The organism is Shimia haliotis (assembly GCF_900114415.1).
Classification (GTDB): Bacteria; Pseudomonadota; Alphaproteobacteria; order Rhodobacterales; family Rhodobacteraceae; genus Shimia; species Shimia haliotis.
The window spans coordinates 423,818-438,774 of the sequence record NZ_FOSZ01000002.1 but is presented as its reverse complement, the minus strand read 5'-3'; the positions used below and the strand labels follow the sequence as shown (position 1 = coordinate 438,774).

At 58.4% G+C, this 14,957-nt stretch carries 11 protein-coding genes; 6 read left to right on the top strand and 5 right to left on the bottom strand.

Annotated elements, in window-relative coordinates; translation table 11 throughout:
• Position 1: 1 nt before the first annotated feature.
• Complete coding sequence (locus tag BM069_RS07530; protein WP_244503559.1) at positions 2 to 2,590, top strand: TIGR02302 family protein; 2,589 nt, start codon at positions 2 to 4, stop codon at positions 2,588 to 2,590.
• Between the two features lie 3 nt (positions 2,591 to 2,593).
• Here BM069_RS07530 and BM069_RS07525 read toward each other — a convergent pair whose 3' ends face one another.
• Complete coding sequence (locus BM069_RS07525; RefSeq protein WP_093322418.1) at positions 2,594 to 3,652, bottom strand: zinc-ribbon domain-containing protein; 1,059 nt, start codon at positions 3,650 to 3,652, stop codon at positions 2,594 to 2,596.
• Between the two features lie 146 nt (positions 3,653 to 3,798).
• On the opposite strand from BM069_RS07525, the gene BM069_RS07520 reads away from it, so the two are divergent.
• From BM069_RS07520 to BM069_RS07505, 4 genes are read left to right on the top strand one after another with little or no spacing between them, the layout of a single operon-like run.
• On the top strand, positions 3,799 to 4,476 hold the full coding sequence (locus tag BM069_RS07520) for a cell division ATP-binding protein FtsE (RefSeq protein WP_093322415.1): 678 nt from the start codon (positions 3,799 to 3,801) through the stop codon (positions 4,474 to 4,476).
• Positions 4,473 to 5,375, top strand: coding sequence for a cell division protein FtsX (locus BM069_RS07515; RefSeq protein WP_093322412.1), 903 nt, complete (start codon positions 4,473 to 4,475; stop codon positions 5,373 to 5,375). The genes BM069_RS07520 and BM069_RS07515 overlap by 4 nt, the downstream gene beginning before the upstream one ends.
• Entirely contained in the window at positions 5,375 to 6,115 is a 741-nt protein-coding gene (locus BM069_RS07510; protein WP_093322409.1) for a lysophospholipid acyltransferase family protein, read from the top strand. Before BM069_RS07515 ends, BM069_RS07510 begins: the two co-directional genes overlap by 1 nt.
• On the top strand, positions 6,102 to 6,707 hold the full coding sequence (locus tag BM069_RS07505) for a pyridoxamine 5'-phosphate oxidase family protein (RefSeq protein WP_093322407.1): 606 nt from the start codon (positions 6,102 to 6,104) through the stop codon (positions 6,705 to 6,707). Before BM069_RS07510 ends, BM069_RS07505 begins: the two co-directional genes overlap by 14 nt.
• 9 nt (positions 6,708 to 6,716) lie before the next feature.
• Here the strand turns inward: BM069_RS07505 and BM069_RS07500 are convergent, their stop codons facing one another.
• On the bottom strand, positions 6,717 to 7,577 hold the full coding sequence (locus BM069_RS07500; RefSeq protein ID WP_093322404.1) for a tellurite resistance TerB family protein: 861 nt from the start codon (positions 7,575 to 7,577) through the stop codon (positions 6,717 to 6,719).
• A gap of 281 nt (positions 7,578 to 7,858) precedes the next feature.
• Between BM069_RS07500 and BM069_RS07495 the strand changes: the two genes are divergently transcribed.
• The gene (locus BM069_RS07495) at positions 7,859 to 8,857 is read left to right on the top strand and encodes a sterol desaturase family protein (protein ID WP_093322401.1); all 999 of its coding nucleotides are present in this window, start codon (positions 7,859 to 7,861) and stop codon (positions 8,855 to 8,857) included.
• 68 nt (positions 8,858 to 8,925) lie between these two features.
• On the opposite strand, the gene lpdA is transcribed toward BM069_RS07495, so the two are convergent.
• From lpdA to BM069_RS07480, 3 genes are all read right to left on the bottom strand, one after another.
• Positions 8,926 to 10,323 (bottom strand): dihydrolipoyl dehydrogenase, encoded by a 1,398-nt coding sequence (gene lpdA, locus BM069_RS07490; RefSeq protein ID WP_093322399.1) that lies wholly within the window; start codon positions 10,321 to 10,323, stop codon positions 8,926 to 8,928.
• A 147-nt stretch (positions 10,324 to 10,470) separates the two neighbouring features.
• Positions 10,471 to 11,970 (bottom strand): 2-oxoglutarate dehydrogenase complex dihydrolipoyllysine-residue succinyltransferase, encoded by a 1,500-nt coding sequence (gene odhB / locus BM069_RS07485; RefSeq protein WP_093322396.1) that lies wholly within the window; start codon positions 11,968 to 11,970, stop codon positions 10,471 to 10,473.
• A gap of 3 nt (positions 11,971 to 11,973) precedes the next feature.
• Complete coding sequence (locus BM069_RS07480) at positions 11,974 to 14,934, bottom strand: 2-oxoglutarate dehydrogenase E1 component (protein WP_093322394.1); 2,961 nt, start codon at positions 14,932 to 14,934, stop codon at positions 11,974 to 11,976.
• Between the last annotated feature and the right edge of the window lie 23 nt (positions 14,935 to 14,957).

Genomic DNA, 14,957 nt, shown 5'->3' with positions numbered 1-14,957 from the left:
CGTGAGCAACCGGACGACCAGTGAAACAGCCTTGAAACGCTTGGGTTTCGTGCTCGGGCTGACTAGGCTTGGCCTGTTGGCAGAAACTCTCACCCGCGCATTTTGGCCCGTTTGGACGATTCTCTTTGCTTGTGCCGCGGCGGTCATGATGGGCGCGCTGGACGTTTTGCCTTTCGAGATTTCATGGGCTGCTGGATTTCTGGCGGTTTTGGCGTCTTGTTGGTTTGCCGCTGTCGGCATCCGCCAGATGCGGTGGCCCAGCCGCGAAGATGCGATTTCACGACTGGACGCCACGCTTCCGGGACGTCCTATTCAGGCGTTGCGGGATGACCCTGCAATTGGCAGGAAAGATGATGGATCGCAGGCCATCTGGCAGGCCCATCAGGATCGCATGGCCCAACGCACCGCAGAGGCGCGCGCGATTGCGCCTGACTTACGTTTGTCGCGGTTTGATCCCTTTGGATTGCGGTATATCGCGACGCTTCTTTTGTTGATCGGCCTTCTGTTCGGATCGGTGGCGCGTGTGGGTGACATCAAGGAACTGGCCTCAGGTGATGCTGCTTCTGGTCTCGCTGCAGGACCAACATGGGAGGGTTGGATAGAGCCGCCGGCCTATACCGGCAAACCGACGCTTTACCTCAATGACCAACCAATCGGCGATCTTGAGATCGCCGAAGGCAGTACAATCCTTTTGCGCCTTTATGGTGAAGTGGGGGCTTTGACTGTGGCTGAGACCGTTTCGGGCCGCGTCGGAGAAATCCCGAGCGCGGCAGAACCAGAGCAGTCTTTTGTCGCAACGCAGGACGGTACGCTGGAGATTGGCGGCGCCGGGGATGCCAAATGGCGCGTCATTTTGACAAAAGACCGCGCGCCGGAAGTGGCGATCACAGGTCAGGCAGACACATCGGCGCGAGGCGAAATGACCCTACCGTTTGAAGTCTTTGATGACTATGAAGTGGTCGGCGGCACCGCGCGCATTGAACTGGACCTTGCGCATGTTGACCGGCGCTATGGATTGACAGCTGAGCCGGACTCCAGAGAGCCGATTGACGTGCCTTTGCCATTGCCAATTGCAGGTGACAGATCGGCCTTTGAGGAAACGCTGATCGAAGATTTTTCCCAACATGTCTGGGCGCATCTGCCGGTCACGGTGACTTTGACAGCCCAAGATGCAGCAGGACAGGAGGGGCAGAGCATCACCTTGCCCATCGATTTGCCTGCGCGCGGCTTTTTTGATCCTTTGGCTGCGGCTGTGATCGAGATGCGCCGCGATTTGTTGTGGTCTAAAGAAAATGCACCGCGTGTGGCGCAAGTGATGCGGGCCCTGAGCCACAATCCTGTAGACGGGATTTTTAAGCGCGAAACGGATTATCTGCGGACGCGCGCGATCCTGCGGCGGCTTGAGGCGTTCAATGCCTATGGTTTGTCAGATGAAAAGCGCGATGAACTTGCCGACGCGCTTTGGGAATTGGCGCTTAATCTGGAAGACGGAAATCTTGGGAACGCACTGGAGCGTTTGCAACAAGCACAGGACCGATTGGCAGAAGCCATGAAAAACGGTGCCAGCGATTCCGAGATCGAACGGTTGATGCAGGAATTGCGTGAGGCGACCGAGGATTACATGCGCGAGTTGGCGCGCCGCAATCAGCAAGAAGGTGAGCAATCCGGGGACCAGCAGCAAGCGCAAAACTCGATGCAGATGGATCAAGACGACTTGCAGCGGATGATGGATCGCATTCAGGAGTTGATGGAACAAGGCCGTATGGCTGAGGCCCAGCAAGCTCTGGAAGAGTTGCAGCGTATGCTGGAAAACATGCAGGTTACGCAGGGGCCAAGCCAAAGCGGCGAAGGAGACCAGGCGATGCAGGGGCTTTCGGACACTCTACGCGAGCAGCAAGGTCTTTCGGACGAGGCATTCCGCGAGCTGCAGGAGCAATTCAACCCCAATGCACAGGCAGGCCAATCCGGTGAGAACGAAGGTTTCAGCGGTGGCGAAGGTCGTGGCACGGCCCATGACGGCACCGGTGGCGAAGGGCAAGGTGAAGGCGAGGCGGAAGGCGAGGGGCAGGCTAACAGCGGCCAGTCCGGCCAGCAGGGGGGAGAATCCGAGGACATGGGCCTTGGAGACCGCCAGCAGGCTTTGCGTCAGGAATTGGACCGACAGATGCGTAATCTGCCGGGAGGCGGGTCTCCGGAAGGGGATGACGCTCGGGAGTCTCTGGGGCGCGCCGGTGAGGCTATGGATGGTGCAGAAGAAGCCCTGAGGCAGGATGATCTGGCCACCGCAATTGACCGTCAGGCAGAGGCCATGGATGCGCTGCGGGACGGCATGCGGTCATTGGGTGAGGCCTTGGCGCAAGAGCAACAAGGCTCTCAGGGCAATACACAGGCCCAAGGCGAAAACCGTGATCCGCTCGGGCGCTCACAAGGCAACCGCGGGGCTGCGGGAACCGATGACGGCCTGTTGCAGGGCGAGGATGTGTATCGTCAGGCCCGACGCTTGCTTGACGAAATTCGCCGACGGGCCGGAGAAGCCGAGAGACCGGAAGTGGAACGGAATTATCTTGAGCGATTGCTCGACCGGTTCTGAAAATCAGCCCTCTGAAGTGCCTCCGGCAAGCTCGTTGAGCCAAATGAAGAGAGAGGTGACTTTGGTGTCGAGCCAAACCCGCGCGTTGTTAGCGCCGTCTACAAAACCGTCAATCTGCGGAGCATATTGCGGATAGCTCGCGGCCAATTGATCGTGGCTGCTGTAGACATAGACGGCGGCAGCGGCGGCCAGAATAACCAGCACGAACCCTAGGCGGAAACCGCGCCCGCGACTTGCATCGCTGGTTTGCGGGGTATCGGCATCGACCTGACGGGCGGTATCGCCTGTGTGGCGCAGGGTCGAGTTCGTTTCTTCGATGTCAGGCAGCAGATCGCGGCGGCTGTCCCGAATTTCGGTTTGTTGGGCGGGTTCAGGTGCGTCATCAGCCTCGGGGAGCCCGCGCAGTTTCCGCATCCGGTCGCGCGCCTCATGGGCGCGTTTAGAAGCATCGCTTGCGGGCGCGGCGAGACCCAATTCCGCCTGCGTTTCCAGAGTTTCCTGCTCTTCGGCACGCACACGCGCCTCGTGTTCGGCTTCTTCGCGCAGTACATCGGCGACCGCCGGTGCCAAGCTGCGCCTTTGAGGTGTTGGCGGAGGCGTGTCGTCTTCCTCTTCCCGGTGCTCGTCGTCGGTTCGCTTTGCAAAATCCTGCTCATCCTGAGCGGGAGAGGGCTCATCCGTTACGGGATCATCGGTGGCTGCAACCGCGTCTTGCCAATGGTCTTCGTCGTCGCCTTCTTCTGGATCGTCCTCCAGATCGTCGTCCAAATCCCAATCTTCGCCGCCGAAGTCCGGCTCTCCATCCTCTGGTGTGTCGAACTGAACCTCGGGTGGTTCGACTTCTTCAAAGGTGTCCTGAAGGGCGTCTTCTTCTTCAACAGGCTCAGGTTCCGCCGTTGTTTGTATGGGTTCCGCAACCGGTTCTTTGGCCTGCACCGCATCCGGGTGGGCCTGAAACCACGTATCGCCGCAGTTAGAGCATTGCACATCCCGGCCCTCGGCAGGAATGACATCGTCAGGCACTTCGTATTGAGCGCCGCAATTCGGGCAGATCAGCCGCATCGCAAGTCCCCGTTGCCCCCATATCTTCTCTTTGTTCTTGAACCATATTCTGTAACAAAACCCCGCGAAAGTGCAAAGGCTTCAGCGTAGTGGATTGAAACCGACGCGATGCTCAGGCACAACAGGCCAAGAAAAAGAGGTCCCAGTTGATCGAACTCAGCAATATTGCCTACAGCTATGGCGGCGGCGAACTTTTGAGTGATGTTTCACTCAAGATCGCGCCGGGATCGTTCCATTTCCTGACCGGTCCGTCAGGCTCTGGCAAAACCACATTTCTCAAACTGTGTTACGGGGCTTTGGTGCCAACGGCTGGACAGGTGCAACTTTTTGGTCGCGATGTGCGCGAGATGACCCGTGATGATCATGCGATGACGCGGCGCCAGATTGGCGTGGTGCATCAGGATTGTCAGTTTCTGGATCACCTTCCGGTGCGGGAAAACGTGGCGTTGCCTTTGGCTGTGTCGGGGCGGGAAAGCCTTGAAAACGTGGCCAACCTTAAGGAATTGCTCAGCTGGGTCGGGCTTGGTAGCCGTGCGGGTGCCTTGCCGCCGGAGCTGTCGGGCGGGGAACGTCAACGCGCAGCTCTGGCGCGGGCGGTGATCATGTCGCCGGATGTGGTTCTGGCGGATGAGCCGACGGGCAATGTCGATTGGGAAATGTCTCAGCGTCTTTTGCAGTTGCTGGTAGAACTTAACAAAATGGGCAAGACGATCATGATCGCGACCCACGACATGAACCTGATCCGTGCTGCGAAAGGTCACGTTCAGGCTCGGGTTCTGCGTATCTCCAATCGCAAACTACAACTCGCGGGGGCGGATCTGTGAAGGTTTTCAGAGCGCTGTCCACGGTTTTTGTCGGTGATGCCCAAGCGGATCGCGTGGTGCCTCCCACAGGGTATACCGCGCGTCTGACGTTGTTTGCCGCCGGTGCCATGGCCTTTTTGACGGTATTTGCCCTTGCATTGTCTTTGGCAACGGGGCGGCTTGCGACCCGTTGGGGGAACGAGTTGGCGCAAAGCTCGACGTTGAGGATTTCGGCCCCCGCAGAGCAATTGGACGCACAGACTGAAACGGCGCTGCGGGTGCTGGAGAGCACGCCGGGGGTTGCCAGCGCCCGCCCGCTGAGCAGCGAGGAGCAGCGCGATTTGCTGTCGCCGTGGTTCGGACCTGATCTGCCTGTCGACAGCCTGCCTATCCCGCAACTCATTGAAATCAAGGAAACCGAGCAGGGATACGATGCCATTGGGCTTCGTCATCGCTTGCAGGCAGAAGTGCCTGGAGCCGTGTTGGACGATCACACGCGCTGGCGCAAACCGTTGGAAAAAGCAGCGGGACGATTGCGGTTTTTGGGTTGGGTTTCGATTGCTTTGATCGGGGCGGCTACAGCGGCGATGATCACTTTGGCTGCAAACGCCGCTTTGTCTGCAAACGCGCAAGTGATTTCCGTGCTTCGTCTGATTGGCGCTCAGGACGCCTATATTGCACAGGCTTTTGTGCGTCGCTTTACCCTGCGCAGCCTCGCGGGAGCGCTGGTTGGCACGGTCTTGGGCATGGCCGCAATTTTCCTGTTGCCGGCTGCACAGGATGAAGGCGGCTTTCTGACGGGGCTCGGCTTTAGCGGCGTGGGCTGGGCCTTACCGCTGATTGTACCGCCGCTAGCGGCAGTGGTGGCATATCTGGCAACTGGCGCTGCCGCGCGGCGCACATTGAGGGAGTTGACCTGATGCGGTTGGCGTTTCAGTGGATTATGTCTTTCCTTTACGTGGTACAAAACGCCGTGGTCATGGCGGCGATGGGCATCGTGTTCTTTCCTTGGGCGCTCGTGTCACCCAAAGGCGCCTCTACGGCTTGCAACGCCTATGCGACCTGGGCGATCTGGTCCGCACGATGGATGGTGGGCATCCGCTCCGAAATCAGAGGTGAAGTACCCACAGAAGCCGTTTTGGTGCCGGCCAAGCACCAGTCGTTTCTGGACATCATGATGATCTACAAGGCGGTGCCGCAGCCGCGGTTCATCATGAAATATGAGCTGCTTTTTACTCCGATTATTGGCATTTACGCGTGGCGCCTCGGGTGCGTTCCCGTGCGTCGCGGTAAGCGGGGTGCCGCGATCAAGTCGATGCTTGCTGATGTCGAAAGCGGGCGTGTGCCACCTGGTCAATTGGTGATCTATCCGCAGGGAACCCGTGTTCGGGCAGGGGAATATACGCCCTATAAAGTTGGGCCATACGTTCTGTACAAAGAAACCGGGCAGGCGGCCGTTCCAGTTGCAACAAATGCGGGACTTTTCTGGCCCAAAGGCACAATGTTGAGAAAACCGGGGTTGGCCGTGGTGGAATTTCTGGACCGGATTGAGCCAGGTGAAGATCAAAAAGCCTTTATGAGCCAACTGGAAGAGGTGATCGAAACGCGGTCCAATGCGTTGATGCGCGAAGCGGGGTTTGAGCCGGATGCAGTGGATTGACGACATTGCCGAACTGGAGGCGATTTACGGTGAGCCGGGCATCGCATCGACCGCGAAAGTTGCGGATCATCTGACGCCGCTTTATCGAAAATGGATCATGGCATCGCGGTTCTGTGTGCTGACCACAGTCGGCCCTGAGGGCACAGATGGAAGCCCGCGTGGTGACGATGGGCCGGTGGTGCTTGAACTTGACCCCAAAACGCTGGCGATGCCGGATTGGCGGGGCAATAACCGTATGGATTCATTGCGCAATATTGTCTCGGATGGGCGTGTTTCCCTTATGTTTATGGTGCCGGGATCCAACACTGTTGTTCGGGTCAACGGAACCGCGAAGATGACTGTGGACGCGACCTGTTGCGAGCAGTTCGAAGTCAATGGGCGCCACCCTCGATCCGTGATCGTGATTTCAATTGCCGAGATTTATACCCAATGCGCCCGCGCTCTTTTGCGGGCGGGTGTCTGGACTTCAGGGGACCAGAGTGCCGGATTGCCAACCGCGGGCGAGATTTTGGCCGAGCAGACGCATGGTGAAGAAGGTGGTGCGCCCTACGATGCCGCATGGGGCGCACGCGCTGCAAAGACCATGTGGTGACAGGCCGAATTAGGCGTGTGTTGGCGGTTGCGGTACGAACCGGAGCATGTCCAGAAATTCAGATCGGGTGATATCCAAAGCACCTGCCAAGCCAATGGCAAACCGATGCTCTGGCTCAGAGACTTCGCCATCCGCGGCGACAGTGTCCAGTACTGCCTGAACCATCATCATCCGCTGTTTGTGCGTGAGACCCTCTCCGAAGGCGCAGAAGTCGGCCTCCGACAGGTTGGTTTGGGCTTTCTTGATCACCTGATAAATGTCGGACTGGCTATAGTTTTTGCCACAGGCTTTGTGCAGGACGTCAGCTATCAATTCAATTTCCCGCTGATCTATCCGACCGTCGGCTTTGGCTGCGTGGCACAGCGCGGTCAACAAGCGCTCTGACAGTGCCGCTTGGCTTGGTTTCGCCTTGCGACGAGCGCGGCTGTCTCGGGAATGGGCAAACTTGACCAAAAGGTGCACGGCAACCAGCATGGCGATCAAGGCGGTGCCAACGGTTCCTTGGGCGTATTGTATGGCCGTTAGAAATGGTGTGTCGGGCACAGAGGCGGGGATCATTGTCGCAACTTTGCCAAGCTCTAGAAACTCCGGTGGCAGGTCAAAAAAGGACTCCGCCTCACATTTGTTTTCCGCCAGAACATAGCCTTGGGGCGAGGTCCACATGTTGATGAAGGACAGATGATAGGTCTTTGCGCGGACACAGATCGATAGTGGTCCGGTGTTGTCACGCGTGATGTCTGTTTGGGCGACAAAATGGAGATCCCCGTAGTGCCCGTAACTGATCAGCCCTCCGCTGCGCTTTGCTTCGGCCGCGTGCGGACTGAAAAGGAAGGTGAAACAGGCCATCAAACCCAAAAAAAATAGACGCATAACTGTCCTCAAAAACAAACATTCGAAATTTCTACGGTGCGGTCATTACCGTGCCTTAGTCGGGTTTATCGATGGATATTGGTAAAAACGTGGCTCAAATCGGGGCGGAATTCGGGCCTGCATTGCGCGCCAGTTTTCGGTGGTGACGCCGGTTGGCCACGCAGCCGCACCATGCGCTGCCAAGGGGGCAAGAAAGGATGACCGTAGCGCACAAATGAATTATCGTTGCGAAAAACAAGTGCGGGCAAAAGACCTGCGGTGAACATAGAGGTACAGCAATCGTGCAGGATTTTATTGCATCCTATCTGGACTATGTCCGGCATTTTTTCTCGGCCATTTTTGACCCGACGCAGCGCATCTATCTTCTCTATCTGGCAAGTTCGATCATCTTTGCCTTTGGGGTGTACCTTGCTGCGCGCAAAGCGAAAAAATCTGAAGCCGGCTCATTCCTGAGCTTTCTGTTTCCCAAATCGGTCTGGGGGCATCCTTCGGCCTGGCTGGATGTGCGCTATTTCTTCTTTCACAAGTTGATCGGGCATTTCTTGCTGTTTGGCGTTCTGGCCGCGGCGATGGCTTTCGTCTTTAAGTGGATTACGGGCACGCACCTGACCCAGCTGGAGCCAACGGTGCGCGGGCATGTCGGTTTGGGCATCGTGTTGCTTTATATGTTCGTGACGGTGCTGGTGAGCGACTTTATCGGGTATGCCGTGCACTATCTTCAGCACAAGGTGCCAATCCTTTGGGAGTTCCACAAAGTACACCACTCCGCAGAGGTTATGCATCCTTTGTCCAACTACCGCGAACACCCCATCGACAATCTGTTTTACCTTTTTGCGATTGGTGTGGGCTATGGCGTGGTGACGGGTGTGACCTACAATTTACTTGGGGTGCTGCCTAACGATATCACGATCATTGGTGTTCCCGTCTTGCTGTTCCTTTTCAATATTTTTGCCTACAATCTGCGCCACAGCCACATCTGGCTGCGTTGGCCGGGGAACTGGTCCAAGATCTTTCCATCCCCCGCGCATCATCATGTGCATCACAGCTGCCACCCAGAACATTGCGACAAGAATTTCGCGTTCATGTTCCCTATGTGGGATGTGATTTTCGGGACATACACAATGCCCGAGGACAATCGGGACGTTAAGTTTGGCGTTCTGGGCATGAAGTCCATGGAGATGGATAGTGTCTGGAAGCTCTACGGGATGCCATTTGCCAAAGCTGGGCGGCGTTTGAAGAAGGGTTGGGAGCGGAAAAAGCCGAGGACGCCTGCTGAATAATCCATTGATTGCGAAACAAAAAGGGCGGCTCAGAGAGCCGCCCTTTGCTTTTGGGATTTGAACTCCACTTAGCTGTGGATCGCACCGTCGCCACAGGCCAATGCGGCTTCGCGTACGGCTTCCGAATAGGTCGGGTGGGCGTGACAGGTCAGCGCGATGTCCTGAGCTGATGCGCCAAATTCCATGGCCACACAAAGTTCGTGGATCATGTCGCCCGCTGCGGGGCCAATGATGGCCGCGCCGAGGATACGGTCGGTTTCTTTGTCGACGATGATTTTCACAAATCCGTCGCCCTGATGCACAGCCTTTGCGCGGCCGTTGCCCATGAACATGAATTTGCCAACCTTGATCTTGCGGCCTTCAGCCTTGAGCGCAGCTTCGGTCGCGCCAACGGTGGCCACTTCGGGGGTGGTATAGACCACGCCGGGGATCACGCCGTAGTTCACGTGGCCATGTTTGCCTGCGATCACTTCGGCGACCGCCATGCCTTCGTCCTCTGCTTTGTGGGCCAGCATCGGGCCCTCGATCACGTCACCGATGGCATAGACGCCAGGCACGTTGGTGGCCCAGCTTGCGTTGGTGGCGATCTGGCCGCGCTCTGTCATCTTGACGCCAAGCGCATCAAGGCCAAGGCCTTCGGCATAGGGTTTGCGGCCCGTTGCCACCAGCACCACATCGGCATCCAGAACCTCTTCGGCGTCCGGCTTTTTCTTTGTGGCGTATTTGACTTTGGCTTTGGTTTTGGTCGCTTCGACACCGCTCACCGCGGCGCCCATGACGAACTTAAGCCCTTGTTTTTCAAGGATACGCTTGAAGGTGCGCTGCACGTCGGCGTCCATGCCGGGGCAGACGGCATCCATGTATTCCACCACGGTCACATCAGAGCCGAGGCGTTGGTAAACCGACCCAAGCTCAAGCCCGATAACGCCGGCGCCGATCACAACCATTTTCTTAGGAACTTTGGGCAGGTCCAGCGCCCCGGTGCTGTCCACGACGACGCCTTTGTCGTTGTCGACCTCTACGCCCGGCAGGGAGGAAGGCACGGAGCCCGAAGCGATGACGATGTTCTTGGTTTCATAGGTGGTGTCACCCACCGCAACTTTGCCCGCCGCAGGAATAGACGCCCAGCCTTTGATCACGTCTACCTTGTTCTTTTTCATTAGAAAATCGATGCCAGTGGTGTTCTGGGAAACAACGTCTTCCTTGTAGGATTTCATCTGCTTCCAATCCACCGACGGCGATTTGCCCTTGAGGCCCATGCCCGCAAAATTGTGCTCGGCTTCGTGCAGCATGTGGGTGGCGTGCAACAATGCCTTGGATGGGATACAGCCCACGTTCAGGCAGGTGCCGCCCAGTGTGTCGCGCCCCTCTACGATGGCGGTTTTGAGGCCCAACTGGCCGCAGCGGATGGCGGAGACATAGCCGCCGGGGCCAGCGCCGATGATGATGACGTCATATTGGGACATGGGTCATTTTCCTTTGGTTTGCGGTGCCCGAAATTGCGGGGCTGTATCGCGTCGGTATTACGTCGGTATTGCGTCGGTGCGCGCTGCCTGATTTCAGGCCAATGAAAGTGGGGCGCCGGATCAAGATGACCGGCGCCCCAAATTTGATCAGAGATCCATCAGCAGGCGGCGCGGATCTTCGAGCGCTTCTTTCACGCGCACGAGGAAAGTCACGGCGCCTTTGCCGTCGACTATGCGGTGGTCGTAGCTGAGGGCCAGATACATCATGGGGCGGATCACAACTTCGCCGTTGATCGCCATCGGGCGGTCCTGAATTTTGTGCATGCCGAGGATGCCGGACTGTGGCGGGTTCAGGATCGGGGAAGACATCAGCGAGCCATAGACACCGCCGTTGGAGAGCGTAAAGGTGCCGCCCTGCATTTCCGCCATCGAGAGTTTGCCGTCACGGGCGCGTTTGCCTTTTTCTGCGATCGCTTTTTCGATCTCGGCAAAAGACATGCTGTCGGCATCGCGGATCACAGGCACCACAAGGCCGGTCGGGGTGCCGGCGGCGACGCCCATGTGTACGAAGTTCTTGTACACGATGTCGGTTCCGTCGATTTCGGCGTTCACCTCGGGTACTTCTTTCAGTGCATGACAGCAGGCTTTGGTGAAGAAGGACATGAAGCCCAGACGCACGCCGTGCTTTTTCTCGAACTCACCTTTGTACTGGTTGCGCAGTTCCATCACCGCGCCCATGTCGACCTCGTTGTAGGTCGTGAGCATCGCGGCGGTGTTCTGGCTGTCTTTCAGACGGCGCGCGATGGTCTGGCGCAGGCGAGTCATTTTCACACGTTCTTCACGGGCTTCATCCGCTGCAGCAACTGGTGCGCGAGGGGCGGCAGCTGGCGCTGCGGCGGCAGCAGGTGCAGGTGCCGGAGCGAGTGCGGCTTTCATCACGTCTTCTTTCATGATGCGACCGTCGCGACCGGTGCCAGTGACAGCAGCCGGATCGATGCCTTTTTCTGCCATCAGCTTGTTGGCGGAAGGCGCGTTCTCAACGTCTGCGGACGCCGCAGGTGCGGTCGCGGCAGCAGGCGCTGCAGCCGGTGCGGCGCTTGCGCCAGCAGAGGCTCCGCCGATCACGGCGAGTTTGGCGCTTGCGTCCACTGTGGTGCCTTCCGGCGCGACGATCTCGGACAGCACGCCAGCGGCTGGGGCGGGCACTTCGACGGAGACCTTGTCGGTTTCCAGCTCACAGAGCATTTCGTCCTGCGCCACGGTGTCGCCGACGGCTTTGAACCAAGTCGACACGGTCGCCTCGGTGACGCTTTCGCCAAGGGTCGGAACCATCACGTCGACCGCATCGCCGCCGGATGCGGCGGGGGCAGCGGCAGGTGCCGCAGATGCGGCAGGGGCAGGGGCTGCGCCTTCGCCTGCGTTGATCACAGCGAGCAGGGCGTCAACGCCCACGGTGTCGCCTTCGGCGGCTACGATTTCACCCAGAACGCCGGCGGCAGGGGCGGGCACTTCGACGGTAACTTTGTCAGTTTCCAACTCGCAGAGCATTTCGTCGACAGCAACTGCGTCACCGGGTTTCTTGAACCATGTGGCAACGGTGGCCTCGGTGACGGATTCGCCAAGGGTGGGGACACGTACTTCGGTCATGGATCAGTTTCCTTCCATGGAGAGTGCCGCATCAATGAGCGCGGCTTGTTGGGTTTTGTGTTGGCTTGCCAGACCGGTTGCGGGCGAGGCCGAAGCGGCGCGGCCTGCGTAAACCGGACGGGTGTGTTTTGCTTTGATACGGGTCAGCGCCCATTCAATGTTGGGCTCAATAAAGGACCACGCACCCTGGTTCTTGGGCTCTTCCTGACACCAGACCATTTCGGCCCCCTTGAAGCGTTCCAACTCGCGGATCAGCGAGAGGGCCGGGAAGGGGTAGAACTGTTCGATGCGCATCAGATAGATGTCGTCGATGCCACGGGCATCGCGTTCTTCGAGCAGGTCAAAGTAGACTTTGCCGGAGCACATGACGACACGCTTGATGTCTTTGTCCTTCTTCAGGGTGGTGTCGGAATTGCCTTTTTGGGCATCATCCCACAGCACACGGTGGAAGGAGGAACCATCAACAAAGTCTTCCGCTTCGGAAATGCAGAGCTTGTGACGCAGAAGCGACTTGGGTGTCATCAGGATCAGCGGCTTGCGGAAGGTGCGGTGCAGCTGACGGCGCAGGATGTGGAAGTAGTTTGCAGGTGTCGAGCAATTCGCCACGATCCAGTTGTCACCACCGCACATTTGCAGGAAGCGTTCCAGACGCGCAGAGGAGTGCTCTGGGCCCTGACCTTCGAAACCATGCGGCAGCAGAACGGTCAGGCCGGACATGCGCAGCCATTTGCTTTCGCCGGAACTGATGAACTGATCAAACATGATCTGCGCGCCGTTGGCAAAGTCACCAAACTGCGCTTCCCACAGGGTCAGAGCGTTGGGCTCTGCCAGAGAGAAGCCATATTCAAAGCCCAGCACCGCGTACTCGGACAGGGCGGAGTCGATAACTTCGTACTGGCTCTGCCCTTTGCGGATGTTGTTGAGCGGGTAGTAACGCTCTTCGGTGTCTTGATTGATGATGCCGGAGTGGCGCTGGCTGAAGGTGCCGCGGGTGGCGTCCTGACCGGAGAGGCGCACGGGGTAGCCTTCGGTCAAGAGCGAGCCGAAAGCCATTGCCTCGGCCGTGGCCCAGTCAAAGCCTTTGCCGGTTTCAAACATTTTGCCGCGGGTGTCCAGAAGGCGACCGACCGTTTTGTGCAGCGGGAATCCTTCGGGCACGGAGGAGAGCGCCTTGCCAAGGTCGGCCATGGTCTCGTCCTTGATTGAGGTCTGGCCGCGTTCATAGTCTTCACCGCGTTTATCCAGATGCGACCAGCGCCCGTCCAGCCAGTCGGCCTTGTTGGGTTTGAACTCCTTGCCGGCTTCGAACTCTTCGTTCAGATGCGCTTGGAAAGAGGCCTTCATATCCTCGATTTCGCCCTCGGGGATCAGGCCGTCTTTGACCAGACGCTCCGTGTAGAGCGTGAGCGTGGTCTTATGCTTCTTGATGTTTTTGTACATCACAGGGTTGGTGAACATGGGCTCGTCGCCCTCGTTGTGACCAAACCGGCGATAGCAGAACATGTCGATTACGACGTCCTTGCCGAACTTCTGGCGGAACTCTGTCGCGACCTTGGCGGCGTGAACCACGGCCTCGGGGTCGTCGCCGTTCACGTGGAAGATCGGAGCCTCGACCACCAGAGCGTTGTCTGTCGGGTAGGGCGAGGAGCGCGAGAAGTGCGGCGCGGTGGTGAAGCCGATCTGGTTGTTCACAACGATGTGCATCGTGCCGCCAGTTTTGTGGCCCTTGAGGCCCGAAAGCGCGAAGCATTCCGCCACGACACCCTGGCCGGCAAAGGCCGCGTCGCCGTGCAGCAGGATCGGCATCACGGCCGTGCGGGCCTCATCGCCGAGCTGGTCCTGTTTGGCGCGAACCTTGCCCAGAACCACGGGGTTCACCGCCTCGAGGTGGGAGGGGTTGGCCGTCAGGCTGAGGTGGACGGTGTTGCCATCAAATTCACGATCAGAGGAGGCGCCGAGGTGGTATTTCACGTCGCCGGAGCCGTCCACATCTTCGGGTTTGAAGCTGCCGCCCTGAAATTCGTTGAAGATCGCCTTGTAAGGCTTGGCCATCACATTGGCGAGCACGGAGAGGCGGCCGCGGTGCGGCATGCCGACGACGATTTCCTTGAGCCCAAGGTTGCCGCCGCGTTTGATGATCTGCTCCATCGCGGGGATCAGGCTTTCGCCGCCGTCCAGACCAAAACGTTTGGTGCCCATGTATTTCACATGCAGGAATTTCTCAAAACCTTCGGCCTCAACCAGCTTGTTCAGGATCGCTTTGCGGCCTTCGCGGGTGAAGGTGATTTCCTTGTCGTAGCCTTCGATGCGCTCTTTCAGCCAACCCGCTTCCTCTGGGTTGGAGATGTGCATGTATTGCAGCGCAAAAGTGCCGCAATAGGTGCGCTTCACGATGGCCATGATCTGACGCATGGTCGCGATGTCGAGCCCCAGAACCTTGTCGATAAAGATCGGGCGATCCATGTCGGCATCGGTGAAACCGTAGGATTTCGGATCCAGTTCCGGATGCGGGGTCTGATCGCGCATGCCCAGCGGGTCGATGTCGGCAATCAGGTGGCCGCGGATACGGTAGGCGCGGATCAGCATCAGCGCGCGGATGGAGTCCAGCACGGCGCGTTTGATCGCCTCGTCGCTGACTTCGACACCCGTGGCGGCGGCTTTTTCTTTGATTTTCTTGCCAGCGGCTTTGGCTTCGACCTGTTCTTCCCACTCACCGGTCAGGGATTGGGTCAGATCGTCCGCAGGCTGTGGCGGCCAGTCGGTGCGCGCCCAGCTCGGGCCGGTGGCCTCGGCTTTGACGTCCAGCTCCGCATCGCCAAGCTGGCGGAAGAACTCCTGCCAGACTTCGTCAACCGCTGAGGGGTCGGCGGCGTAGCGGGCATACATCTGTTCGAGATATTCCGCGTTGTGCCCCTGCATAAAGGAGGAGGCGTGGAAAACGTCGTTGGGTGACTGGTCGGTCATGGAGGACTCCCGAACAATTGGGT

Coding starts and splice junctions, on each gene's coding strand:
- BM069_RS07525 (WP_093322418.1), bottom strand. CDS start 3,652: ATGCGGCTGATCTGCCCGAATTGCGGCGCTCAATACGAAGTGCCTGAC.
- BM069_RS07505 (WP_093322407.1), top strand. CDS start 6,102: ATGCAGTGGATTGACGACATTGCCGAACTGGAGGCGATTTACGGTGAG.
- BM069_RS07510 (WP_093322409.1), top strand. CDS start 5,375: ATGCGGTTGGCGTTTCAGTGGATTATGTCTTTCCTTTACGTGGTACAA.
- odhB (WP_093322396.1), bottom strand. CDS start 11,970: ATGACCGAAGTACGTGTCCCCACCCTTGGCGAATCCGTCACCGAGGCC.
- BM069_RS07480 (WP_093322394.1), bottom strand. CDS start 14,934: ATGACCGACCAGTCACCCAACGACGTTTTCCACGCCTCCTCCTTTATG.
- BM069_RS07500 (WP_093322404.1), bottom strand. CDS start 7,577: ATGCGTCTATTTTTTTTGGGTTTGATGGCCTGTTTCACCTTCCTTTTC.
- lpdA (WP_093322399.1), bottom strand. CDS start 10,323: ATGTCCCAATATGACGTCATCATCATCGGCGCTGGCCCCGGCGGCTAT.